Origin of the sequence: Pseudodesulfovibrio indicus (genome assembly GCF_001563225.1) — a bacterium.
Lineage (GTDB): Bacteria > Desulfobacterota > Desulfovibrionia > Desulfovibrionales > Desulfovibrionaceae > Pseudodesulfovibrio > Pseudodesulfovibrio indicus.
This window is the reverse complement of record NZ_CP014206.1, coordinates 1,403,256-1,426,370: the sequence shown is the minus strand read 5'-3', so window position 1 is coordinate 1,426,370 and position 23,115 is coordinate 1,403,256. Positions and strand designations below refer to the sequence as shown.

Sequence of the window (23,115 nt, the reverse complement as noted above, 5' to 3'; positions counted from 1 at the left end):
TGAAGGCATCCATGCGTATGATCACCAATACTTTTCTTTCGATCACAGCCCTGGCCCTAATAGTTTCGTTCGCAGGGCGAGCTCTTCCAATTCCATCTTCTTTCCGACAAATTGTGCGTGTCACCCAAGTGTCATTTTCAGCGGCAACTATTGTTTTAGTGTTGAATGTGGCTATTTCAACCCATTGAAATAACGTATGTAAGCGACCTTCCGGTTGATTGTTTACGGCCTTTCACGCCGTTAACAGGGGTTCAAATCCCCTTGGGGACGCCAAGGAATCAAAAGGCCTTACGCCGCGAGCGTAAGGCCTTTTTCGTTGGCGACGCAGCGAACGGCGCTACTCTCCCACGGACTCCCTCAATGCCGAGACGTCGCCCATGAGCAGGTGCAGGTCGCGCTTGATGCGTTCCTCGGACCAGTCCCACCAGCGGACTTGTTCCAGCAGGGCGATGTCCTCGTCCGGGAACCGTTTCCTGATCAGCTTCGCCGGGGCCCCGGCCACCACGGCATAGGCGGGGACGTCGCGGGTCACGATGGCCCGGGAGCCGATCCGCGCCCCGTCGCCGATCGTGACCCCGGCCATGACCAGCGCCTCGAACCCAATCCAGACGTCGTTCCCGATGACGATGTCGCCCCGGTTGTCCCAACTGTCGGCAATGTGCAGCTCGTGCTCCCACAGCTCGCCGAAAATGGCGAACGGGTAATTGACGCAGGCGGCCTGCTTGTGGTTGCCGCCGTTGAACAGAAACTTGGCCCCGTGAGCGATGGAGCAGAACTTCCCAATGACCAGTCTATCGTTGTTCACGGGGTAATGGTAGAGGACGTTCCTGTCCTGGAATCGCAGCGGATCGTCGAAATCGTGGTAATAGGTGTATTCGCCCACGACGATGTTCGGCTTGGTGACCGCTTCGCTCAGATTGCACGTGTGCTTGTCCCCGGACCGCGGAAACAGAGGGAGGCTCATATGATTTTCCTTTGTTCGGGGCGGGCCGAATCGGTCCCGCCCGCTTCATGCGGATTGGTTGACTTTGACGACGGCATATAGACCCTCCCGAAGGCAAATGTCAAAATCCGGGAGATCGGCGTCGAGGGCCTGATCCTCTTTATCCAGTCAGGCACTGCGCCACGGCCGCGGACATGACCGCCCGCATCGGCTTGCGCATCCGGACCATCTACCGAGACCTCAAGGCGCGGGGCTAGGTGGGGCGACGGTCCAGGCAGCGGCGGGAGTGGGATACTGGATACTCCCTGATGAAGAGGTACAGCCTGCCGCCCGTGAACTTCAACAGGGACGAGGTCCCTGGCCGACAGCGGCATGCGCCCCCGGATTTCAAGGGGCGAACGCGGGTCCTGGACAGGGCCGGACAAAATGGTGGATGGGCCCGGTCTTGCCCGCGCACCCGCCAAGGAAGGCTAAAACCGATGCAAGTTGGTCGAAACCCCGATTGCCGCATTGAGCAAATGAGGCAACGCGAGTCTTGTCCCCCTCTCTGGAACCGCACTCCTCGGGGCGCAGCCAAGAAACCTGGCAGCAGATTCAAGATCGTCGAGTCCGGTTTCCGAAACCGCATTGCACATGGGATAGGGGCTTAGAGAAAGCGTCGAGCCAGGTATAACCCAGCCAATTCAATATCCAAAACGAAGCCTGCCGCCTGGTTCGACTCCATCCTGGGAGTGTCGGGCCTCAGGTCTCGCTGCAATCTTCCCGAGAGAAGACGCCAGCCAGGCTGCCCGGCCTTTACGATGTAAACAACAGCTCCGTTGCCTGACAGTCCGCATCTCCCCGGCGGCTACTTGGCGACCCGCTGGATATTCATCTTTCGTATCCGCGTCGACAAGGTGGTCGGCTTCAGCCCCAGCAGGGCGGCGGCGCCGTCGGGGCCGTAGATCTTCCCTTTGCACCGCGCCAACGCCTTGGCGATGTTGTTCTCCTGCAACCGGATCATTTCCTCCTCGGTCAGCACCGCATCGCCCGCATCGGAAACCCTCGGTTTGGAACAGGACCTGGACTCTTCCCCGATTCCACTGAACAACTCGACCCGGGCTGCCCCTGCAATGGACGAAATGGCGAACCGTTCGACAATATTTTGCAGTTCGCGGACATTCCCCTGCCAATTGTACTCGACAAGTTGGGCGAGCTGTTCCGGGTTGAATCTGAGAGCCGGGCGATTCATGGCCTTCAGGGAACGCTTGAGAAAATACTCGGCCAGCGGGGCGATGTCCTCTCTCCGGGCGCGCAGGGGCGGGACCGTGATGGGGAAGACGTTGAGCCGGAAATAGAGGTCCTCGCGGAATCGTCCGGCCTCGACTTCCTTTTGCAGGTCCCGGTTGGTGGCCGCGATGACGCGTACGTCCACCTTACGGACCTTTTCCTCTCCAATCCGTTCGTATTCCCCTTCCTGAAGAACGCGGAGGAGTTGGGCCTGGAGCTCAAGCGGGATTTCGCCCACTTCGTCCAGAAAAAGGGTCCCCTGATTGGCGGCGCCGAACTTGCCTTCCCGGTTGACGTGCGCCCCGGTGAACGCCCCCTTGACGTGCCCGAAGAATTCGCTGGCGAAGAGTTCCTTGGGAACCGAGGCGCAATTGACCTTGATCAGCGGCTTGTTGTTCCGCTTGCTGCGCTGATGCAGCTCCCGGGCGACCAGTTCCTTGCCGGTGCCCGATTCGCCCTGGATGAGCACGTTGGCGTCGGTGGGAGCGACCAGGTCGATCTGCTGGACGATCCGCTGCAGGGCAAGGCTGCGACCGATGAATCCCCCATAGAAACTGGTCTCGCTCAGTTCTTCGCGCAGGAGACTGTTTTCCGCCTCAAGCTGTCTCTTCAGGTCTTCAATTTGTTCGAAAGCCCGGGCGTTCACAAGGGCGGTGGCCGCGTGGTTGGCGAGGATGTGCAAAATGTCCAAGGCCGGTTTGTTGATCCTCGTCGTCGTGAAGACGGCCAGCACGCCGAGAATCTCGCCGTGAAACCGCATGGGTTGCCCAGCGAAGCCGTTGATCCCTTCTTCCTTGGCCCATTCCGGGTGGGCTATCCATTTGGAGTCTTCGGGAATTGACTCGACGACCACAGGTTGTCCCGTGGCTGCAATATGCCCGACTTTTCTCACGCCCATGGGGAACCGTTTGAACTTGCCGTCCAAACGACTCCATTCGAGCGCCTCATTGCAGGACGAATGTCCCGCGCTGGCGACCAGATGCAGACAAAGCTCCCTGCTGGGGCACTCGTCGGCCATGAGACAGGAAGAGCAGATATCGCCCTCCTTGATGAGCCATATCCGAACAAGCGAGACTTCCTCAAATGCGGATAGGCGATCGACGACAAGGCTGAAGAGCGACTCGGTCGAACGCTGCTCTCCCATCGCCAAAAGCAATGACTGGATTTCCATATTTCTGAAATGAAAGATCTGATCGGCGGTCATGGCGTATGATTAAACGAAACGACCACCCATCACAACACAAATGGTTCCCGCGAGGACTTTGGTGAAGAAAGGGGGCGCGCCATGAGGGAGCCAAGCGAGGTGATGAGGCGACAGTGAGTCAGGCTCGACGCGCCCTCCCTTTCTTCAGGCCGGGTGTCCATGAATTATGTAGCGCGCCGTATTCCGAAAAAATGATGCGTGCCGAGCAGCGCAACCCCGAGGAGCATGACCGCCGTTCCCGCCGTATGCGCTGCGGGGAGAAGACGCTGCAGGCACAAGAGAGCGAACCCGGCCGCGCACACGGCCAGACCGGCAATTTGCGGCAATTGCATATACAGTCCGCAGGCCCTTTCACGGTGGTCGATGTCGGCTGCCGGGAACTCGAACCACAGTCGGTTCCAGACCATGGCGAACAGCACGGCCAGGGTGGCTCCCCAGGCCATGTGCACGGGCAACAGGTAGGCGGGCATGGGCAGCGGAAGGATGGCCGGAATGGCCGCCGTGGCGGCTGCCGGCGGGTGGTCGGCGTCGAAGATCTGCATCAGGACGGCGGCGAACATCACCGCAAAACCGAGTTTGAGGGCAACCGCATACCCTATCTGCGCGCCCAGGAGGGAACCGACCCAGCACCCCGCCAACCCGCCTATGGAGGCGACGAAATGCCCGACGATGACCGGCTTGGGCCGGGCCACGCGTAAAAAGACGCAGGTCGAGTTGATGAAGCAGGTGGCGGCCAGGGGCGGAAACAGGACGGCAATACCGGTCAGCCGGGATGCGAGGGCGATGACCGCCAGCAGCAGGCCGCCGCCCAGCGACCCCCACAACAAACGGGAAAGGGAGATGACCCCCGGACGGTAGACCTCGGGCGCGAACTCCTCACGGCACAGGGAGGCCAGTCTGAATTGCACCGAACCGGATTTGAACAACATCGATACGTCCCTTTTCCCCATCGGCCCGTTTCGGACGGCGGAACCGGAGGTTTGCACGGCCCGCTCCCGGACGGCGTCCCACCGGACGGCTGCCGGGAGCGGGTATGCAGGCTGTTGGTTGAAAACCGTTCATAGGAGGAAGAAGGTCCGCGCCGGGGGGCCGCCTCGGACGCGGACATCCTCCCTCCTCCGGTGAGGCTACGCCCAGCCCAGTTTCTTGCGGGCGGCCTCGAAGTCGTTGATGATCATCTCGGCGACCTTCTGCGGGTCGGGATCGACGTTCATGCAGGAGCCGATAAGCTCTTTGGTTCCGCCGTAGAGGAAGTCGCGGACCTTTTTCGAACCCTGCACCGGCGCGTGCACGCAGTGGTAGGAGTCGAAACCGAGCATGCGGAAGGCCAGGGCAGCGCCCACGCCCTTCTCGTTGGACCATTCCGGCGTGACTTCCGCGAACGGCAGGTCCTTGATGGGATGCCCGGCGAAACCGGCGATGGTCGCGAAGGTGCCCACGGCATGGGCGTTGTCGATGCATTCACCGAAGTGCAGAACCGGCGGCAGGTTGTCGCCGAGAAACGCCTTGAGGCTGTCGCCGCACTTTTCGCGGGCTTCGGGCCTGCAATAGCCGAGCTTGGCCATGGGGAAGGAAGCGCAGCCGTTGGTGAAGACCAGGATGTTGTTCTTCAGCAGGATGTCCACGATGTCCACGATGGCCTTTTCAAAGACGATGCGGGTGTTCGTGCAACCGGCCAGGTTGATGATGCCCCGTATCTTGCCTTCCTTCAGGGCCTCGGCAATGGGCTCCACGCTGCCGCCGAAGTGTTCGCTCAGCACCTCGAGGCCGAAGCCGACCTGGGCCTCCATCTCGTAGGGCGGGATGTGCCGTTTCACGTCGCGCCGGTTGGTGAAGCTCTCGATGGCGCGGGTGACGATCTTCTCGGCCAGCTCGGGCAGCTTGTCGATGTCTTCCAGGTCGCGCTTGTAGCCGATGTGCTCGGCGCCGGGCAGCCGGTTGGACTCGTTGGTGGTCACGACCACGGTCTTGTAGCAGTTGGCCACGTCCATGATGCCGGGGAAGACCTCCTGGATGTCCGCCAGCCACAGGTCGAGCGCGCCGGTGGCGACCACCAGCTCGGAGCCGTTGGCGTTGGACAGGGGGATGACCCCGCCCAGCCGGTACATGGAGGACAAGCCGGAGCAGCAGATGCCGTAGAACTGGATGCCCTTGGCCCCGGCCTCCTCGGCCATCTTGACGAACTTGTCGGTCCGGGCGGTCTCGATGACCTTCATGGCCATCATCGGGGCGTGGCCATGGATGGCAATATTGACGGTATCCGTTTTCAGCGCGCCGAGATTGGCCTTGATGGTGCTGCGGCTGGGAACGCCGAACAGGCAATCCTGGGCAATGGAGCCGCCCACCACGCTGTTGAGGGAGAAGGTCAGTCCCAACCGGAGGAAGTGGTCCATGGCCTTGCGCCAGTCGCCCTGGGTGCCGACCGTGGTCTGATGCAGCGCCTCGAACACCTCGTGATAAGAGCTGATCGGGGTCAGGCCGAGCTCTTCCCATACCTTCTGGCGCTCTGCCGGGGCGATTGCCTTGAGGGTCTTGTGCGTCCCGGGCACGGTGCGGCTCATGTCTTCGAGCAGGATGTCGGCGATCTCGCCGGCCAAGGTCTCGACGGTCTTGCCCTCGGTCTCCAGCCCGTAGGCCTTGGCCACGCCCATGACCTTGTCCTTGCCGACGATGGGCAGATCAACATTGCCCTCGGCGGCCTTCTTCATGGTCAGCATGACCTCGCGGGCGCGGGCGCCGTGTCCGGCAACGCCGCCGGCCGCCGAACGGACCATGTTGCGGGCCACGATCAAGTCGGCGTTGGCCCCGCAGGTTCCCCTGGGCGAACGCTCCGTGATCTTGCACGGCCCGAGGGAGCAGATCCGGCAGCAGACCCCGGCAAGGCCGAAGGTACAGTGCGGTTTCTGCTTGTCGAACCGATCGAAGCAGTTTTCCACGCCCTGCTCGTCCATGTACTTGAGCATCTCCCGGACCGCCGGGTCCGGGGCGTGGTTCATCACATCCTCTTTGCTGGCGAAGGATTCGCGGTAGGCTTTGACCGCATCCTTGTAGTCGGTAAAATCGTTGTCGTGGTGGTGATGGCCGTGACCATGCTCATGCGAATGGTTGTCGCCGCACATAGCAAAACTCCTTGGCTTGAAGATTATTCAGCAAGCGGCGGCGCGTATCGCAAGACCGAGCGGCAACCCCGCCCCGGCCAAACGTCCTTCCCGGACAGCACCGCCAGACCGCAAACCCTTTCCGTCAAGGGCAATCCTCGTGCCAACACCTCGCATTGGTTAATCAGCTGATATAACGATGTATTTGCTGATATTCACAAAAGGCTGAGCGACGAAATTCCGTTGCATAACGATATTTCGTTCCTTCATCACCGAGTTCTCGTTGATGAACGCTGCCCGGAAGACGTGGAAGGGGAGGACTCGCGGTCGCCGTCGGAAAGTTTCGAACTAGAGAGGGAGGAAATAGCAGCCCGCACGGACGGCCCCGGAGCGGATAACCACCCGCCGTCACGGGAACTTTATTTCCGACGATCTGTGACCTTACCCAAAACACGCCCGGCCTTGGCGACAAGCTGCGAAACCGGGCATGCTCCTTGCTCAGTAACAAGGACTCATTGCGAGTATCCATTCCAAAAGTTCACTCCCGCAGGTCGGCAGAGACATAATAAACGCCATCAACCAGCCTAAAACTCTCCGATTCTGTACTGCGGGAGTGAACAACAAACTCAGGAGACGAAATGATGACCTATAACGAGATGCAATCCGTATTGATGAAGGAGCTGCGCCTGTACCACTATCCGGTCGCGGTCAAATTCTTCTTCGACGAGAACGAGCTGGAGGCATTCCGGCAAAACGCCCCGGAAATCCACGCGCCGCTCAAGCCCATGACCTTCTGCCAGTGGGAGATCGCCGCCCGCATGCAGGGCCAGATCGTCTACGCCGAAGTGGACGGCCTCGGCTGCGGCAATGCCCGATTCTGCTTCGGTTGGAAGGACTTGGACGACGCCGAGATCAAGGGCCACGCCAAGTATGTTCAGGACCTTGAACAGGCGAAGCGCTTTGTCGTCAGCAAACCCATGCTCGAGACAAAGCCGCTCGGCATTGCCGTGGCTCCGCTCGGCTCCATCGACGGCCTGTACGAGCCGGACACGGTGCACTTCTACTGCGACAACATGCAGGCGTATCACCTGGCCGTGGACTACATGGCCGCGACCGACACCCATCCGCTCCGCCCGAACATCACCATGAACTCCTCCGCCTGCGGCGGCAACGTGTTCTCCTTCATGGAGCAGGAGTTCAACATGCTTCCCGCCTGCTCCGGCAGCTACAACGCCGGCAAGACCGAACGCGGCGAGATCAACGTGATCATCCCCGGCAGCAAGTTCACGGCCACATTCCAGCGGCTCATGGACCGCATCGAGAAGGCGAGCAGCTCCATCACCCGGCCCGGCGACGGGTTCCCCGGTGCGGACATCTGCAAGAACTGTCCGCTGATCATCTTCAAGAAACAGTAGACAGCATCCGGACCACGAGAAGACAGGCGGCTCCCGACGGGGCCGCCTTTTTTCGCGCCGATGACCGACGCAAAAAACATGGGGCGGCCCGCCAGTTCGGCGGGCCGCCCCTTTTACGTCGCGAGCCGGGCTATGCGACCGGGGTTAGCGCCAGCACAGGTTCGACCGCGCTTCGTTGAAGTCGGCGAGGATCATCGCGGCGACCCTCTTGGGATCGGTGTCCACCTTCATGCTGGAGCCGAGCAACTCCCGGGTGCCGCCATAGAGGAAGTCGCGCACCTTTTCCGAGCCCTGCACCGGCGCGTGCACGCAGTGATAGGAGTCGAAGCCGAGCATGCGGAAGGCCAAGGCCGCGCCCACGCCCTTCTCGTTGGACCATTCCGGCGTGACCTCGGCAAAGGGCATGTCCTTCATCTGATGCCCGGCGTACCCGGCGATCTCCCTGAATGTGGCCACGGCGTGGGCATTGTCGATGCATTCACCGAAATGCCACACCGGAGGCAGCTCACCCCTGAGGAACATCTGCAGCTTCTCGCCGCACTTGTTCAGGGCCTTCTTGCTGCAGTACCCCAGCTTGGCCATGGGGAACGAGGCGCAGCCGTTGGTGAAGACCAGGACGTTGTTCTTCAGCAGGATGTCGACGACTTCCACGATGGCCTTTTCGTAAACGACCCGGGTGTTGGTACAGCCAGCCAGGTTGATGATGCCCTTGATCTGCCCGTTGATGATGGCGGACGCCACGCGCTCCATGCACCCGTAGTGGGCGTCGAGGGTCTCCAGGCTGAAGCCGACCTCTGCCTCCATCTCGTGGGCCGGGATGTGCCGCTGAACATCCCGGCGGTTGGCGAAGCTCTCGATGGCGCGGGCGACGATCCTGTCCGCCAGCTCGGGGAGCTTGTCCAAATCCTCCAGGTCCCGCCGGTAGCCAATGTGCTCGGCCCCGGGCAGCCGGTTGGATTCGTTGGTGGTGACGACCACCGTCTTGTAGCAGTCGGCCACGTCCATGATGCCGGGGAACACTTCCTGAATGTCCGCCAGCCACAGGTCCAGGGCGCCCGTGGCGAGCACCAGCTCCGACCCGTTGGCGTTGGACAGGGGAATGACGCCGCCGAGCCGGTAGAGCGAGGACAACCCGGAACAGCAGATACCATAGAACTGAATGCCCGCCGCCCCGGCCTCTTCCGCCATCTTCACGAACTTGTCCGAGCGGGCCGCCTCAATGACCTTGGTGGCCAGCATTGGAGCGTGCCCGTGGATGGCGATGTTGACGGTGTCCGTCTTCAACGCGCCGAGGTTCGCCTTGACGGTGGTCCGTTTCGGTGTGCCGTAGAGACAGTCGCTGGCGATGGAGCCGCCGACCACGCTGTTCATGGAGAATGCGATGCCCAGCCGCATGAACTGATCCATGGCCTTGCGCCAGTCGCCCTGAGTGCCGACCGTGGTCTGGTGCAGCGCCTCGAAGACCTCATGATAGGAGCCGACCGGCAGCAGGCCCAGTTTCTCCCAAGTCTGCCGACGCTCGGGAGTTGCGACCGCATCCAACGTCTTGTGCGGCCCCGGCACAGTGCGGCTCATGTCTTCGAGCAGGATGTCGGCGATCTCGTTCGCCAGCTCCTCGACGCTCTTGTCCTTGGTGGCAAGGCCGAAGGCCGAGGCCATATTCCTGACCGTCCCCTTGCCGAGGATGGGCAGGTCGACTTCCCCGGCGGCGGCCTTCTTCAAGGTCAGCATGACTTCGCGCGCCCGCGCACCGTGGGCCGCCACGCCGCCAGCCGCCGCACGCACCAGATTGCGGGCCACGATCAGGTCCGCATTGGCCCCGCACGTGCCCCGGGGAGAACGTTCGGTTATCTTGCACGGTCCGAGCGAGCAGATGCGGCAGCAGACGCCCGCAAGGCCGAAGGTGCAATGCGGCTTCTGCTTGTCGAAACGGTCGAAACAGTTCTCGACGCCCTGCTCATCCATGTATTTGACCATCTCCCGAACCGCCGGGTCAGGGGCCTGGTCCATCACCTCCGCCTTGCTGGCGAAGGTTTCGCGGTAGGCTTTGACCGCTGCGGTATAGTCGGTGAAGTCATTATGGTCATGGTGATGTCCATGCTCATGGGAATGCTGTTCTTTTTCCATGTAATGCCCCTTCTGGCTGTGTTGTTCGAAAGGGCTGTGGAGGACGCTTGCGTCACTCAACCCCCTCGGAAGTAGGGTTGTGGATTGGCAAGAGGCGTGCCAGGTGGCATTGATCGCTTTACAAATTGAATTTATTGGATAAACAGATTTACCCCCACAACCGGAGCAACGAAATTCCGTTGATCCAACCTTCTCCGCCGTTGCAACAACGGAATACCGTTTTCAGCACTATGACGAGAGGGATTCCAAGTCGGTTGTCGCTCCTGTGGAAGCTCTATCCCCGGCAATACGGATGCACGGCTTGATTGTTTCCACCCATTCACGCTGTTATCAGAGGTTCAATCCCTCATGGGTCGCCAAGGAAATGCACGGCTGCGCGCAGATTGCGCAGGGCATATCCTCTTGGCCGGCTCCAGGTTGTCGGCTCGTTTCCTCTCGGCCACCCGCGCGAAAGCCGAAACTTCGGGATCGTCTGCCCCACGTTCCCCCACGCCGCGGCATCCGGCGTGCAGCCGGGTTCGGCCCGGCGGACGGTGCCGCCCCATCGCCCCCCTGAACGACGCTGCCGCACCGTCGGCGTCGCACCCGCCGCATCAATTTTCACCCGCTACTCTTTACCACGATTTGGCACTAAACTTACCAACGGTTTGACACCGACTTTGCAGGTGTTACGGAATCCCACATCGTGCATATGATAGATTTCATCTATATTACCCATTGACGAATCTGATATCTGAAGGCCTTGAAAATAAGGGGGTTACCTTCATTTTTGTCGTTTACCCCGATCGCACCTTCTCAATATTTTTCTATGTGCTTAATTTAACAACTTGTAATAATTGAATTTTATTTTATTATTCAAGTCGAAACCCCTACGTCGTGTTCCATTATTCCGCAGCGGCGATTCCGCCCTGCTCAACCAAGGAGGCCATCTCATGAAATGTGACCGCCGAAGATTTTTGAAGCTCACTGCCTCTTCGGCAGCGTGTCTCTCCCTGGCTCAGATCGGAGTCGTCCTGACGCCGATAAAGAGCTACGCCGCCGGTCTGAAGATCGACGGGGCCAAGGAGATCCTGACCGTCTGTCCGTTCTGCTCGGTGAGCTGTTTCGCCATCGGGTACGTCAAGAACGGCAAGCTGGTCAGCGTCGAGGGCGACCCGGACTATCCCATCAACGAGGGTTCCCTGTGCGCCAAGGGCGCCGCCATGTTCTCCATGACCACGTCCCACCACCGGGTCCAGAAACCCATGTACCGCGCTCCCCACAGCGACAAGTGGGAAGAGAAGAGCTGGGACTGGATGATCGACCGCATCGCCCGCAAGGTGAAGGACACCCGCGACAAGCAGTTCGTGGCCAAGAACAAGGCCGGGAACCAGGTCAACCGGCTGGAATCCATGTTCCTCATGGGCACGTCCCACGCCAGCAACGAGGAGTGCGCCCTGACGCACCAGTTCGCGCGCGGCCTGGGCGTGGTGCACATGGACCATCAGGCCCGCGTCTGCCACAGCTCCACCGTTGCCGCCCTGGGCGAAAGCTTCGGCCGGGGTGCCATGACCAACCACTGGATCGACATCAAGAACGCCGACTCCATCCTGATCATGGGCAGCAACGCCGCCGAACACCATCCCATTTCCTTCAAGTGGGTGCTCCGGGCCAAGGACAAGGGCGCGACCGTCATGCACGTGGACCCGAAGTTCTCCCGAACCTCGGCCCGTTCCGATTTCCACGTCCCCCTGCGTTCCGGCACCGACATCGCCTTCCTCGGCGGCATGATCAAATACATCATCGACAACGAGAAGTACTTCAAGGAGTACGTGGTCGAATACACCAACGCCTCGATCATCGTGGGCAAGGACTTCGACTTCAAGGACGGCCTCTTCTCCGGCTATGACCCCAAGACCCGCACCTACGACAAGTCCAAGTGGGCCCTGGAGTTCGGCGCCGACGGCGTGCCCAAGCGCGACAAGACCCTCAAGGACCCGCGCTGCGTGTTCCAGCTCCTGAAGAAGCACTACTCCCGCTATTCCCTGGACAAGGTCTCGGCCACCACCGGCGTGCCCGAGGAAACCCTGCTCAAGGTCTACAAGACCTACACCGCCACCGGCACCGGCACCAAGGCGGGGACCATCCTCTACGCCCTGGGCTGGACCCAGCACACCGTGGGCGTGCAGAACATCCGCACCTCCGGCATCATCCAGCTGCTCCTGGGCAACATCGGCATCGCGGGCGGCGGCATCAACGCCCTGCGCGGCGAACCCAACGTCCAGGGGTCCACGGACCACGCCCTGCTCTACCACATCCTGCCCGGCTACATGGCCATGCCGCAGGACAACTGGGACACCTACGAGGCCTACAACAAGGCCAACACCCCGATCAGCAAGGACCCGCAGTCCGCCAACTGGTGGCAGCACAAGCCCAAGTACTTCGCCTCCCTGCTCAAGGGCTGGTTCGGCGACAACGCCACCAGCAAAAACGGCTTCTGCTACGAGCTGCTGCCCAAGATCGACAAGGGCGGCGACTACTCCTACCTGTTCATGTTCGACCGCATGTACCGGGGCGAGATGACCGGCGGCTTCTTCATGGGCCTCAACCCCATGAACAGCGTCCCCAACACCAACAAGATCCGCAAGGCCATGGACAACCTGGAATGGGTCGTCTGCGCCGAGCTGCACAACTCAGAGACCACCGACAACTGGCACCGGCCCGGCGTGGACCCGAAGGACGTCAAGACCGAGTTCTTCCTCCTGCCCTCCGCCCACCGCCTTGAAAAGAGCGGCTCCGTGACCAACTCCGGCCGCTGGCTGCTGTGGCACGGCCAGGCCGTTCCACCCCAGTACGAGGCCCGGCCCTTCGCCGAGATGTACATCCCGATCATGAACAAGGTCCGCGAGCTCTATGCCAAGGAAGGCGGCACCTTCCCCGACCCCGTGCTCAAGCTCGACTGGCCCGACAAGTTCGATCCCGAAGACCTGTGCCAGCGGATCAACGGCCGCTTCACCCGCGACACCAAGGTCGGCAACAAGACCTACAAGAAGGGCGACCAGGTTCCCTCCTTCACCGCGCTGGGCGACGACGGCTCCACCTCCAGCCTGAACTGGCTCTACGCCGGCAGCTGGACCGAGGAAGAGGGCAACAAGTGTCTGCGCCGCGACCCGAAGCAGACCCCCATGCAGGCCAAGATCGGCCTGTTCCCCAACTGGTCGTGGTGTTGGCCCGTCAACCGCCGCATCCTTTACAACCGCGCCTCCGTGGACCTGAACGGCAAGCCCTTCAACCCGGACAAGGCGGTCATCGAGTGGAAGGACGGCAAGTGGATCGGCGACGTGCCCGACGGCGGATGGCCGCCCCTGGCCACCGGCAAGGGCAAGTACCCCTTCATCATGCACACCCACGGCCTGGGCCACCTGTTCGGCCCCGGCAGGCAGGACGGTCCCTTCCCGGAACACTACGAGCCGGTGGAGACCCCGGTGGACAGCAACCTGTTCTCCAAGCAGTTGAACAGCCCGGTGTACAAGTTCGCCACCAGCGCCATGGACATCCTGGCCAAGCCGGCAGACCCCAAGTACCCCATCGTGCTGACCACCTACAGCCTGACCGAGCACTGGTGCGGCGGCGGCGAGACCCGCAACGTGCCCAACCTGCTCGAGGCCGAGCCGCAGCTCTACGTCGAGATGAGCCACGAGCTGGCCGAGGAGAAGGGCATCAAGAACGGCGAGGTGATCATCGTGGAGTCCATCCGCGGACAGGTCGAAGCCGTGGCCATGGTCACCATCCGCATGCGCCCGCTCAAGGTGCACGGTCGCATCATCCACGAGATCGGCATGCCCTACTGCTTCGGTTGGACCACTCCCGGCAGCGGCGACTCCACCAACAGGCTGACGCCGTCGGTGGGCGATCCGAACACCACCATCCCGGAGTACAAGGCGAGCTGCGTGAACATCCGCAAGGCGGCCAAGATCACCGAACTGGCCACCCCATAAGGAAAGGAGACCGTCATGACCAAATCCATATTGATCGACACCTCCCGCTGCACGGCGTGCCGCGGATGTCAGATCGCCTGCAAGGAATGGAACGAGCTTCCGGCCAACAAGACCTACCAGGTCGGCTGGGGAAGCCACCAGAACCCCAAGGACCTGAACCCCAACAACTACAAGCTCGTCCGCTTCAGCGAGAACCTGGACAACGGCGTGGTCCGCTGGAACTTCTTCCCGGACCAGTGTCGGCACTGCGAGGTCCCGCCCTGCAAGGAAGTGGGCGACGTGTACCTCGATGAGGCCATCGTCAAGGATGAAAAGACCGGCGCGGTGATCTTCACCGAAAAGACCGCGAAGTTCTCCGCCGACGAGGCCGAGCAGGTGCGCGAGGCGTGCCCGTACGACATCCCCCGGCGCAACGACAAGACCGGGCTGTTGTCCAAGTGCACCATGTGCAACGAACGCATCCATGCGGGCATGCCCCCGGCCTGCGTCAAGTCCTGCCCCACCGGGGCCATGAACTTCGGCGATCGCGCGGACATGCTCAAGCTGGGTGAACAGCGGCTCGCCGTCCTCAAGAAGAAATGGCCCGGCGCGATGCTGGCCGATCCCGAGGACGTCAACGTCATCTTCCTGCTGATCGACAAGCCCGAGCACTACCACACCAAGGCCGTGGCCCAGGCCGGAACCGGCCCCATGTCCAAGCAGCAGTTCCTGGCGACGCTGGCCCGCCCCTTCAGGGCAATGAAAAGCTAGAACACCTCTCAACCTTCCCTCTCCGGGCGGGGCGCATCGCGCCCCGCCAAAGGGGGGAGCATGGAGCAACCATGACCATGACCACCGCCCTGGCAAGAATTGAATCCACCGTCGAAGGCATCCGCACCCGCGACGCCGCCTACCACCCGCTGACGGAGCGGTTCGGACCGCTCTTCATCATGGGGGAGCGCGCCCGCGAGGCAGCGCGCAACCAAGGACTCCTCGTCCCGGACGTGGACGAGGCGAGGCTGGCCGACGGCGTGCCCGTCCTGACCGGGCTGGACCTCACGCCGTGGGGCGAAGCGCTGACGAAATCCGCCGGGCTCCTGCTGCCCGTGATCGTCAAGACCCTGGCCCTCGCCCCGGACCACGCCGAACGGCTGCGCGAGCTGCTCCTGGCCCCCGGAAAAACGGCCGAGCTCCTGCGGTCCCGCCTGGACGGCGGCCCGGACCGGCTGGTGGACCCCGCAATCTCCGCCGGGATCACGCCCACGGCGGCGCTGCCCTTTGCGGTGGACGCCGCGTCCGGCCCGGTCCTCGGCTGCCTGGCCGAATCCGTGGGCGGGAAACTGGCCGGGATCACCTGGGAGCGCGGCCATTGCCCGGTCTGCGGCTCCGCCCCGTCCATCGCCCAGCTCGCCCCGCCGGACAGCGGACAGTCCGAGTACCTGGTGGGCGGTGGCGGCAAAAAATTTCTGCACTGTTCCCTGTGCGGGCACGACTGGCACTTCAGCCGGACCGCCTGCGCCGCCTGCGGCAACGCGGACGACAAGACGCGGGAGCTGCTCTTCGTCGACGGGGCCAGGCATGAACGGATCGAGGCCTGCCGCGCCTGCGGCAGCTACCTGCTCTGCGTGGACCTGCGCGACTACGCCGAACGGCCCGACCCGGACGTCCTCCAGCTGGGGCTGATCCACCTGGACATCCTGGCCCGGAAGCAGGCCCTCAATCCCCTCGCCAACACCCTCTGGAACACCCTTACCTAGGCGGACCCATGACCACTTCGCTCCTGCGCATCCCGACCGTTCCCCTCTCCCCGCTGCCCGAGCCGGTCCCCGCCGCCACGTCCCGCGAATGCACGGTCCCCTTGCGGCGAATGGGCGAAGGCGGACTGGCGGACCGCGAGGACGTCATCGCCGTGGAGGCCGACCTCCTGGTGCGGGCCGGGGATCATCCCGAAACGGTCCTGTCCAGGACGCCGGGAGACGACCTGAACCTGGTGGTCGGACACCTCCTTTGCGAGGGAAGAATCCGCTCGGCGGCCGAGGTGGAGCGGATCTCGTTCACCTACGGCTCTCCGGCCGAAGTGGCGGTGACCCTGCGCAAGCCCGGCCCCGCGCCCTGACCGCGGAGCGCCCGCCCCTGCGCATCGCCCCCGGGATGCTCTTCAAGCTGAAGGAACTCTTCGAACGCAGGCAGAACCTCTTCCGCAACACCGGCTCGACCCACGCGGCCGCGCTCTTCGATGCCGACGGGGCGCTGCTCGCCTACGGCGAGGATGTCGGGCGGCACAACGCCTTTGACAAGGCCATCGGCCGCGCCCTGCTGGAAGGCACGCTCGGATCGGCGGCCATCGGCATGCTCTCGTCGCGCATCGCCCTGGCCATGGCGGCCAAGGCCGCCGCGGTGCGCCTCCCGGTGCTCTGCGGCTTCTCGGCGGCCACCAGCGCCGGGGTGGACGTGGCCAGGGCGCACGGCATCACCCTCGTGGGCCGGCTTCGGGGCCGGTCCTTCGACGTCTACGCCAATCACTGGCGGCTCGGAAACGAACAGGACTTCTAGCGGGTCTGGAGCAGCATCAGCCCGACCAGGGCGGCCAGCAGCACGGTCCAGATGAGGGCCGCCTGCAGGGTGGCCTTCTTGGCGCGCTCTTTTTCATACCAGGAAAGGGGACGGATGCCCTGGGCCAGGAAGGTGACCACGCCCGCCAGGTTCAGGCAGATGACGTTGGCCGCGAAGAGCAGCCCCGCGCCGCCCGCCTCCGGGAACATGGACGCACCCAGGAACAGGCCGCAGGCGATGAGCGGCGGAAGCAGGGACAACGCGACCATGACCCCCACCAGGGAGGTGGGGACGCCCAAAGTCACGGTGATAATCCCGGCCGCGCCCGAGACCATGGCCAGGATGATGTCCGAAAATTCGGTCACGCTGCGACTCATCAGCTCCTCGGACGGGTCGGGCAGGCCGAGCAGCAGCCCGGCTCCGGCGGACAGCGCAAAGCACAAAACCACGCCCACGGTCAGGGTCTTGATGGACTCCCAGGTGAGCTTCCTGTCCCCCAGGGTGGTGGCCAGGGCCAACCCCACGTTGGGACCGAGCAGCGGGGCCAGGACCATGGCCCCGATGATGATCGCCACATTGCCGCGCATGAGGCCGATGATCCCCACCAGGGACGAGAACAGCACGAGCATGGCGTAATGCCGGGAGAGCAGGGTCGTGTCCAGGACGTCGGCATACAGCTCCTCGCGGCTGATGCGGCCGTTGCCGTTCCCGTTGTCCTCTTCCTCCCCTGCCTGATCCCCGTTCTTCTCCGCCTCCTCTTCCTTGGTCAGCGGGTCCAGCCGGGGCAGGGTCGCCTCGGCCGGATAGACCACGATCCGATACTTGTCGGTCCAGGCGAAGAGGTTCTCCATCTTGTCCAGGACGTCCTCGGTCTCGCGCACGTCCAGGACCACGCGAAAGGACAGGGACTCGCCGTCGTCCAGGGGCGAACCCCAGAACACGTAACCCTCGTCGGACTGGCGTTCCTCAAGGGACTTGGCCACGTCCTCCTTGTCCTCGCGGGGAGTGACGATCTCTATAACGCGCAGTGCCATGCAATACCTCGCAATGGTTGATCCGCGAGGAGTAGCACAAAGGGCGGGGTGAGTACATCCGCCGATCGGCCCGCCCCCCGCTTGCGGGGGGCGGGCCGTCCGTCCGGACTAGGAGGCGCCGAGCTCTCCGATCAGGCCGTCCAGCTCCTTGGCGATGGAGGCCAGCTCGTGGCAGGCGCGGGCCGATTCGGCCATGGCTTCGCTGGTGTTCCTGGAGATGCCGTGCATCTCATCGGTAGCCTTGGTGATCTGTTCCGAGGCCGCGGACTGCTCCTCGGCGGCTGCGGCGATACCCTGGACTTGGTTCACGGAGTCGCGGGAGACCTCCACGATGGCCTGCAGGGAGTCGCCCGCGTCGCGAGCCAGGGAGGTACAGATCTCGACCACGCGGGCCACCTTGTCGGTCTCGCTGACGTTGCGCTGGGCCATGCTCTGGATGGCGCCGATGGCGTTGCCCACCTCGGTGGTGGCGACCATGGTCTTTTCAGCAAGCTTGCGGACCTCGTCCGCGACAACGGCGAAGCCGCGCCCGGCGTCGCCCGCGCGGGCCGCCTCGATGGCCGCATTGAGCGCCAGCAGGTTGGTCTGGTCCGCGATGTCGTTGATCACGGTCATGACCTTGCCGATGCCGTCGGCCTGTTCGCCCAGCTCGCCCATGTTCGCCTTCAGGGTGGAGGCAAGCTCCCGGACCTCGCCGACGGTGGAGGCCACCTTGACCACCACGTCGCGTCCGGCCTGGGCCTGAACCTGGGCCTGCTCGGCGTTGAGCGCCGCCTCGTTGGCGTTACGGGCCACCTCCAGCACGGTGGAATTCATCTCGTCCATGGCCGTGGCCGTCTCGGTGGCGCGGGCGCTCTGCTCTTCGGCCCCCCGGCGCGATTCCTCGACTCGGTCCAGGAGCTGGCCCGAGGCCGTGGTCATGCGCTCGGACAGCCGACCGGCCCGGTCCGCGACCCGCTGCATCTTGCGCTGGGAATCGAGGATGTCGGTCTGGTCCACCACCACTTCCAGCGCGCCGACCACGTTCTGGTGCTCGTCGAACAGCGGCGAGGCGTACCCCTTGATGTCCACCGCGCCCTTGTCCAGGGTCCCTCTGGTGGTACCCACGCTCCGTTTGCGGGTGCGCATGGACTGGGTGCAGACACAGTTTTCCGTTTCGCAGATGTCGGTATTGAAGACCCCGCTGCACGGCTTGCCGAGCAGTTCGTGGTCGCTCCTGCCCGCGATCTCCTGGGCGTTCTTGTTGAGGAAGAGCAGCTTGTGGCTTTGGTCCACGGAGAACACCGGGAACGGGAAGGAATCAAAGGTGGCGGTGTAGGTGTCGGCCACCCGGTTCATGGACCGGATGAGCTGGGCGTAGGCCCCCTCGTAGCGCGTGGCGTCGCCGCGCGTCCGGATCACGCCGCGCCCCACCTCGCGGGCCGTGGCCTCACAGTCGTCGATGAGCGCGCTCAGGGTCGCCGGGATGCGGCTCACCGAACGGTGGATGGAGCCGATCTCGTCCTTGGAGGCCACGGGCTCGCCCTCGGCCAGGTTGCCGCGCGAGACGTCCTCGGCCAGGGCGCGGATGCGGTCCAGGGGACGGAACACGGCGCTCGGCCAGGGCGCGGATGCGGTCCAGGGGACGGAACACGGCGTAGCGCAGGACCACCAGGAGGGTCAGGAGAGGGACCACCACGGCCAGGCCGAAGAGGACCAGGACCAGCACCGAGGCGCTGTCCAGGATGGCGTTCTGCAGGGAGATGTCGCGGGCCAGGGTGATCACGCCGATGTTCTTGCCCTGATAGTCCTTGACCGGCAGGTAGGCCACGGCAAAATCCCCGACAATGGCCACGTAGCGCCCGTCCTCGGCCCGGCGCAGCAGGTCCGCCGTGACCGCGCCGTCGAGCTGGGCGTTTTCCTTGCCCGCCACCCGGACGAAGGCGTCGTCCACCAGCGGGTATTTGGCCGGGTCCTGGAGATTGGTCGTGGTCGGCAGCAGGGAACTGTTCATGTACAGGGTGTAATAGCTGCCCTCCTCGTCCTGGAAGAGCTTGAACACGTCGCCGTAGCTCTTGAGCACCTCCACCGAGCCGAGGCGGTTGCCCGCCGCGTCCTTGACCGCCACCAGGCCGCGGATGGCGAACCCGCCGCGTCCGGGCTCGATGCCCCGGCGGGGCTGGCCGTCGCGGTTCACGTCGATGACGGTCTTGCGGAAGCTCGAAATGTCGTCCGAGATGTCCACCCAGTTCCCGTTGCGCTTGGCCTGCTTCTCGCGCCACATGCGGGCCAGGCTGCGCGCGTTGGGCAGGTGGAAGTGGAGCTGGAGCTTGGACCCAAGGGTCTCGCTGTACCCGGCCATGGTGGAGGCCAGGGCCAGGCGAAGCCCTTCGCGGGCGGACTGCACCACCGGGTCGCTCTCGTCGTTGATGTTCCCCTGGTGGGCCAGGGTGAAGGCCTCGATCACCGCGGGCATGCGGCTGAAGAGGGCTGCCTCCTCCTGGGCGCGGACCGCCGCTTCCTCGGTGTTCTGCTCCAGGGTTCTCGCGGCGTCGCCGACCAGCATCTCCGCATAGGAGGTCCTCAGCTCGTCGAACTGCCCGCTCAACAGCAGATAGCCCCCGCAGCCGATCAGAAGGACCAGCGGGATGGTCGGCAACAGGATCTTGAATTTGATGCTCATATTCGTGCTCCGATGACCAGGGATACCGCCTCCTAGGACAGCCCCCCGAAATGTATAAAGAAATGGCACCCGGCATAGAAAAACAGCCGTACCGTAACACGGTTTAATAGGAACGCAACACGTCGGACACAATTATATTGGACAAGTTCCAACATTCACAAAATAGGTTTCCCCATCCGGCAACGGTTCTCCCCAGACCCAACACGCTTGTGAAAAATCGACATATCTCCCGGGAACGCCCGATCCCGGCTTCCATGGCCGAAAAGGGTTGCGCAGGAGATTGTTTTATGTAAGAAGGCGACCTCCACGGACGGGCAACCCTCCGCGGAAGATCGCACCCACCGAGGGAGCGCCTTCCGCCCCATGCGTCCCCATCGTCTAGCCTGGTCCAGGACGACGGCCTTTCACGCCGTTAACAGGGGTTCAAATCCCCTTGGGGACGCCAAGGAAACACAAGGCCTTACGCACACCGCGTAAGGCCTTTTCCTTTTCGGGCGCGGCGTGGATATGGCGGTGTGCGGGGCTGGGTTCCGGGACGGAGGGGTCATTCCCCGGAGGACAGGAAACGGCCCAGGGCGGCGGCGAGAGCGGACAGCTCCAGGGGCTTGGACAGGTAGTCGTCCATGCCCGCGTCCAGGAAGGAATGCTGCTCCCCGGCCATGGCGTAGGCGGTCAGGGCGATGATGTGTATGGCCCGGTTTTCCTTGCCCGCATCGCCCTGCCGGATGGCCCTGGTGGCGGTCACGCCGTCCATGACCGGCATCTGGGCGTCCATGAGCACCACGTCGAAGCGCTCCGTCCTCAGGATGTCGAGGGCCTGCCTGCCGTTTTCCGCCCACACCACCCGACACCCCAGGAGCGACAGGTAGCGCTTGGCCAGGATGGCGCTGACCTTGTCGTCCTCGGTCAACAGGACGCGCAAGCCGGTCAACGACACGTTGTCCTGGCGGGCCCATTCGGGGCGGTGGATCTCCTCGTCGATGCGCTTGAAGGGGATGCTCACGTGGAACGCGGTTCCCTTGCCCACCTCGCTTTCCACCGAGATGCTGGCGTCCATGAGTCCCGCCAGCCGCCGACAGATGGCCAGCCCGAGCCCGGCACCCTGGTTCTTGCGGATGTTGCCCTTCTCTCCCTGAGTGAAGGGGGAGAACAGCTCCGTGAGCTTGTCGTCCGGAATGCCGAGGCCCGTATCCAGGACCGACAGGAGGATGCGGACTTCGTTCTCCCGCGCTTCGGGCAACTGGCGGACCTCCACCGAGATGGACCCTCCGGCGGGCGTGAACTTGAGGGCGTTGCCGATCAGGTTGATCAGGATCTGCTGCAGGCGGACCGCATCGCCGATCAGTTTGGTGTGCGTTTCCGGGTCCAGCATGGAGGTCAGTTCGACGCCCTCCTGGCTGGCCAGGGGCAGGAAGATGTCCAGCGCCTGGTTGAGGACCTCGAACAGATCGAACGGCTCGTTGATGATCGACAGCTTGCCCGCCTCGATCCGCGACAGGTCGAGGATGTCGGAGAGCAGCCGGGTCAGTCTCCTTGAGGACTGGGCGGCCAGAGAGACGTACTCCTTCTGGTTTTCGTCCAGGTCGGTGGATTCCAGCAGTTGCAGCATGCCGAGAATGCCGTTCATGGGCGTGCGGATTTCGTGGCTCATGTTGGCCAGGAATTCGGATTTCGACCTGTTCGAGGCCTCGGCGGCCTCCTTGGCCTTGAGCAGATTCTGCTCGGCGGTTTTCAGGCCGGTGACGTCCTGCACGGTCTCCACCGCTCCCAGGATGTCGTTGTCCGGCCCGACGATCAGGGCCGCGGAAAAGGTCAGCCACTTGCCGTTCTCCCCATGTCGGGGAAAAAATCGGTGAACACGCAGATCTCCAGCATGTTCTCGACGCCGCATTCCGCCTTGTAGATTTCGGCAATGGCCCGGTCGTCCTGATTCAGGAGCAGATCGCACAGGCAGGGCCGCCCGTCCTTGTAGAACGCCTTCCAGTGATTGCTGCTGTGCTGGACATCCTTCTCGGCAATGCCGGTCAACTGTTCGATGGCCGTATTCCAATGCAGGACCTTGTGGTCCCGGTCGATGAAGAACATGGGGACAGGGGAGCCGTAGACCACGGCGTTCAGTTTCCGCTCGCTGTTCTCCAGCCGTTTCTCGGCCAGCTTGCGCGAGGTGATGTCCTGGTTGGCGCCGACGGTCTTGATGGGCATTCCCCGCTCGTCGCGGATCAGCCGGTAACGGACCACCATATACCGTTCCTTGCCGTCGCGGCGGAGGATCCGGTGCTCCAGATTGACCTCGAAGAAGGGGTCGCTGGTGGAGAACAGCTCCTCCAGCGCATTGTTGACCAGATGCATGTCGTCCGGGTGCATGAACTCTCTGGTATAGGTCTCGGCGGGCATGCGGCAGCCGCCTTCCTGTGCGGCGGTTGTGCCGTAGAGGGCGTAGAACCGGTTGTCGAAGGTGAAGATGTTTGTGGCCAGCTCCATCTCCCACGGCGCCATTTCCGCGAGGTCCAGGACGAGATCCATCTGGGCCTGCCGGACAGTCAGGTCCTGGGAATTTCCGGTGCCGGGAAGCGGGCCGGGATGAATGACCTGTAGCTCCCGGATGGTCTTCCTGGCACGATCCAGCTCCTGGACGAGGCTTTCATTACGGGCAAGAAGCTGTTCATAGGTCGGTTTGTCTTCGTCAGTCATGGCGTTCCATTCTACCCGTGCGGTTCTCCCGTTTCGCTCCATAGAATCATAGAACGCCAAGTATTCCAATTAGAATATTCGCCACGGACGGCCTCTTGGCGAAAACGGCCTGCCCCGGCGCAGCGCGGGTCGGCTCCTCTTCGCCCCTGGAAGGACGGCGCTC

16 protein-coding genes and 2 tRNA genes are annotated in these 23,115 nt (G+C 63.1%); 8 read left to right on the top strand and 10 right to left on the bottom strand.

The window, feature by feature from the left end; translation table 11 throughout:
• The first annotated feature begins 198 nt into the window (after window positions 1-198).
• A tRNA-Glu gene (locus tag AWY79_RS18705) sits at window positions 199-273 on the top strand.
• A 64-nt stretch (window positions 274-337) separates the two neighbouring features.
• Here the strand turns inward: AWY79_RS18705 and AWY79_RS06550 are convergent.
• The 4 genes from AWY79_RS06550 to cooS (AWY79_RS06535) all read right to left on the bottom strand — a co-directional run bounded on the left by AWY79_RS06550 (window position 338) and on the right by cooS (AWY79_RS06535) (window position 6,535).
• On the bottom strand, window positions 338-964 hold the full coding sequence (locus AWY79_RS06550; RefSeq protein ID WP_066801797.1) for a CatB-related O-acetyltransferase: 627 nt from the start codon (window positions 962-964) through the stop codon (window positions 338-340).
• Between the two features lie 826 nt (window positions 965-1,790).
• Window positions 1,791-3,416, bottom strand: a complete 1,626-nt coding sequence (locus AWY79_RS06545; protein ID WP_066801796.1) for a sigma-54-dependent Fis family transcriptional regulator — start codon at window positions 3,414-3,416, stop codon at window positions 1,791-1,793.
• Between the two features lie 164 nt (window positions 3,417-3,580).
• Entirely contained in the window at window positions 3,581-4,324 is a 744-nt protein-coding gene (locus AWY79_RS06540; protein WP_233491019.1) for an HPP family protein, read from the bottom strand.
• Window positions 4,325-4,543: 219 nt separating this feature from the next.
• Window positions 4,544-6,535, bottom strand: coding sequence for an anaerobic carbon-monoxide dehydrogenase catalytic subunit (gene cooS, locus AWY79_RS06535; RefSeq protein WP_066801791.1), 1,992 nt, complete (start codon window positions 6,533-6,535; stop codon window positions 4,544-4,546).
• Between the two features lie 620 nt (window positions 6,536-7,155).
• Here cooS (AWY79_RS06535) and AWY79_RS06530 point away from each other — a divergent pair.
• Window positions 7,156-7,929 carry a DUF169 domain-containing protein gene (locus tag AWY79_RS06530; RefSeq protein WP_066807070.1) on the top strand — a complete coding sequence of 258 codons (774 nt, stop codon included), beginning with the start codon at window positions 7,156-7,158 and terminating at the stop codon, window positions 7,927-7,929.
• 144 nt (window positions 7,930-8,073) lie between these two features.
• Here AWY79_RS06530 and cooS (AWY79_RS06525) read toward each other — a convergent pair whose 3' ends face one another.
• A complete protein-coding gene (gene cooS, locus AWY79_RS06525; RefSeq protein WP_066801790.1) occupies window positions 8,074-10,056 on the bottom strand; it encodes an anaerobic carbon-monoxide dehydrogenase catalytic subunit in 1,983 nt (660 codons plus the stop codon).
• Window positions 10,057-10,988: 932 nt separating this feature from the next.
• Here cooS (AWY79_RS06525) and fdnG point away from each other — a divergent pair.
• The 5 genes from fdnG (at window position 10,989) to AWY79_RS18980 (ending at window position 16,565) form a co-directional block, all read left to right on the top strand.
• Window positions 10,989-14,033 (top strand): formate dehydrogenase-N subunit alpha, encoded by a 3,045-nt coding sequence (gene fdnG, locus AWY79_RS06520; protein WP_066801789.1) that lies wholly within the window; start codon window positions 10,989-10,991, stop codon window positions 14,031-14,033.
• Between the two features lie 15 nt (window positions 14,034-14,048).
• On the top strand, window positions 14,049-14,783 hold the full coding sequence (locus AWY79_RS06515; protein ID WP_066801788.1) for a 4Fe-4S dicluster domain-containing protein: 735 nt from the start codon (window positions 14,049-14,051) through the stop codon (window positions 14,781-14,783).
• A 71-nt stretch (window positions 14,784-14,854) separates the two neighbouring features.
• On the top strand, window positions 14,855-15,769 hold the full coding sequence (locus AWY79_RS06510) for a formate dehydrogenase accessory protein FdhE (protein ID WP_066801787.1): 915 nt from the start codon (window positions 14,855-14,857) through the stop codon (window positions 15,767-15,769).
• 8 nt (window positions 15,770-15,777) lie between these two features.
• The gene (locus AWY79_RS18985) at window positions 15,778-16,128 is read left to right on the top strand and encodes a formate dehydrogenase accessory sulfurtransferase FdhD (protein WP_066801780.1); all 351 of its coding nucleotides are present in this window, start codon (window positions 15,778-15,780) and stop codon (window positions 16,126-16,128) included.
• Window positions 16,129-16,163: 35 nt separating this feature from the next.
• Complete coding sequence (locus AWY79_RS18980; RefSeq protein ID WP_066801778.1) at window positions 16,164-16,565, top strand: formate dehydrogenase accessory sulfurtransferase FdhD; 402 nt, start codon at window positions 16,164-16,166, stop codon at window positions 16,563-16,565.
• On the opposite strand, the gene AWY79_RS06495 is transcribed toward AWY79_RS18980, so the two are convergent.
• The 3 genes from AWY79_RS06495 to AWY79_RS19330 all read right to left on the bottom strand — a co-directional run bounded on the left by AWY79_RS06495 (window position 16,562) and on the right by AWY79_RS19330 (window position 20,261).
• Entirely contained in the window at window positions 16,562-17,599 is a 1,038-nt protein-coding gene (locus AWY79_RS06495) for a TIGR00341 family protein (RefSeq protein WP_066801776.1), read from the bottom strand. The two genes, AWY79_RS18980 and AWY79_RS06495, sit on opposite strands and share 4 nt — an antisense overlap.
• A 108-nt stretch (window positions 17,600-17,707) precedes the next feature.
• Window positions 17,708-18,937, bottom strand: coding sequence for a methyl-accepting chemotaxis protein (locus AWY79_RS06490; protein WP_233491044.1), 1,230 nt, complete (start codon window positions 18,935-18,937; stop codon window positions 17,708-17,710).
• A gap of 91 nt (window positions 18,938-19,028) precedes the next feature.
• On the bottom strand, window positions 19,029-20,261 hold the full coding sequence (locus AWY79_RS19330) for a cache domain-containing protein (RefSeq protein WP_066801767.1): 1,233 nt from the start codon (window positions 20,259-20,261) through the stop codon (window positions 19,029-19,031).
• Window positions 20,262-20,628: 367 nt separating this feature from the next.
• On the opposite strand from AWY79_RS19330, the gene AWY79_RS06480 reads away from it, so the two are divergent.
• A tRNA-Glu gene (locus tag AWY79_RS06480) sits at window positions 20,629-20,706 on the top strand.
• 99 nt (window positions 20,707-20,805) lie between these two features.
• On the opposite strand, the gene AWY79_RS06475 is transcribed toward AWY79_RS06480, so the two are convergent.
• Complete coding sequence (locus AWY79_RS06475; RefSeq protein WP_078063647.1) at window positions 20,806-22,152, bottom strand: ATP-binding protein; 1,347 nt, start codon at window positions 22,150-22,152, stop codon at window positions 20,806-20,808.
• A complete protein-coding gene (locus AWY79_RS06470) occupies window positions 22,074-22,952 on the bottom strand; it encodes a PAS domain-containing protein (protein WP_066801763.1) in 879 nt (292 codons plus the stop codon). Before AWY79_RS06470 ends, AWY79_RS06475 begins: the two co-directional genes overlap by 79 nt.
• Between the last annotated feature and the right edge of the window lie 163 nt (window positions 22,953-23,115).

Bases quoted from the DNA above. Each gene is read 5' to 3' on its own strand.
- AWY79_RS06545 (WP_066801796.1), bottom strand. From the start codon at position 3,416: ATGACCGCCGATCAGATCTTTCATTTCAGAAATATGGAAATCCAGTCA.
- cooS (WP_066801791.1), bottom strand. From the start codon at position 6,535: ATGTGCGGCGACAACCATTCGCATGAGCATGGTCACGGCCATCACCAC.
- fdnG (WP_066801789.1), top strand. From the start codon at position 10,989: ATGAAATGTGACCGCCGAAGATTTTTGAAGCTCACTGCCTCTTCGGCA.
- AWY79_RS06475 (WP_078063647.1), bottom strand. From the start codon at position 22,152: ATGCGGCGTCGAGAACATGCTGGAGATCTGCGTGTTCACCGATTTTTT.
- AWY79_RS06490 (WP_233491044.1), bottom strand. From the start codon at position 18,937: ATGAACCGGGTGGCCGACACCTACACCGCCACCTTTGATTCCTTCCCG.
- AWY79_RS06530 (WP_066807070.1), top strand. From the start codon at position 7,156: ATGACCTATAACGAGATGCAATCCGTATTGATGAAGGAGCTGCGCCTG.
- AWY79_RS18980 (WP_066801778.1), top strand. From the start codon at position 16,164: ATGCTCTTCAAGCTGAAGGAACTCTTCGAACGCAGGCAGAACCTCTTC.
- AWY79_RS06515 (WP_066801788.1), top strand. From the start codon at position 14,049: ATGACCAAATCCATATTGATCGACACCTCCCGCTGCACGGCGTGCCGC.
- AWY79_RS18985 (WP_066801780.1), top strand. From the start codon at position 15,778: ATGACCACTTCGCTCCTGCGCATCCCGACCGTTCCCCTCTCCCCGCTG.
- AWY79_RS06470 (WP_066801763.1), bottom strand. From the start codon at position 22,952: ATGACTGACGAAGACAAACCGACCTATGAACAGCTTCTTGCCCGTAAT.
- AWY79_RS06495 (WP_066801776.1), bottom strand. From the start codon at position 17,599: ATGGCACTGCGCGTTATAGAGATCGTCACTCCCCGCGAGGACAAGGAG.
- AWY79_RS06510 (WP_066801787.1), top strand. From the start codon at position 14,855: ATGACCATGACCACCGCCCTGGCAAGAATTGAATCCACCGTCGAAGGC.
- cooS (WP_066801790.1), bottom strand. From the start codon at position 10,056: ATGGAAAAAGAACAGCATTCCCATGAGCATGGACATCACCATGACCAT.
- AWY79_RS19330 (WP_066801767.1), bottom strand. From the start codon at position 20,261: ATGAGCATCAAATTCAAGATCCTGTTGCCGACCATCCCGCTGGTCCTT.
- AWY79_RS06550 (WP_066801797.1), bottom strand. From the start codon at position 964: ATGAGCCTCCCTCTGTTTCCGCGGTCCGGGGACAAGCACACGTGCAAT.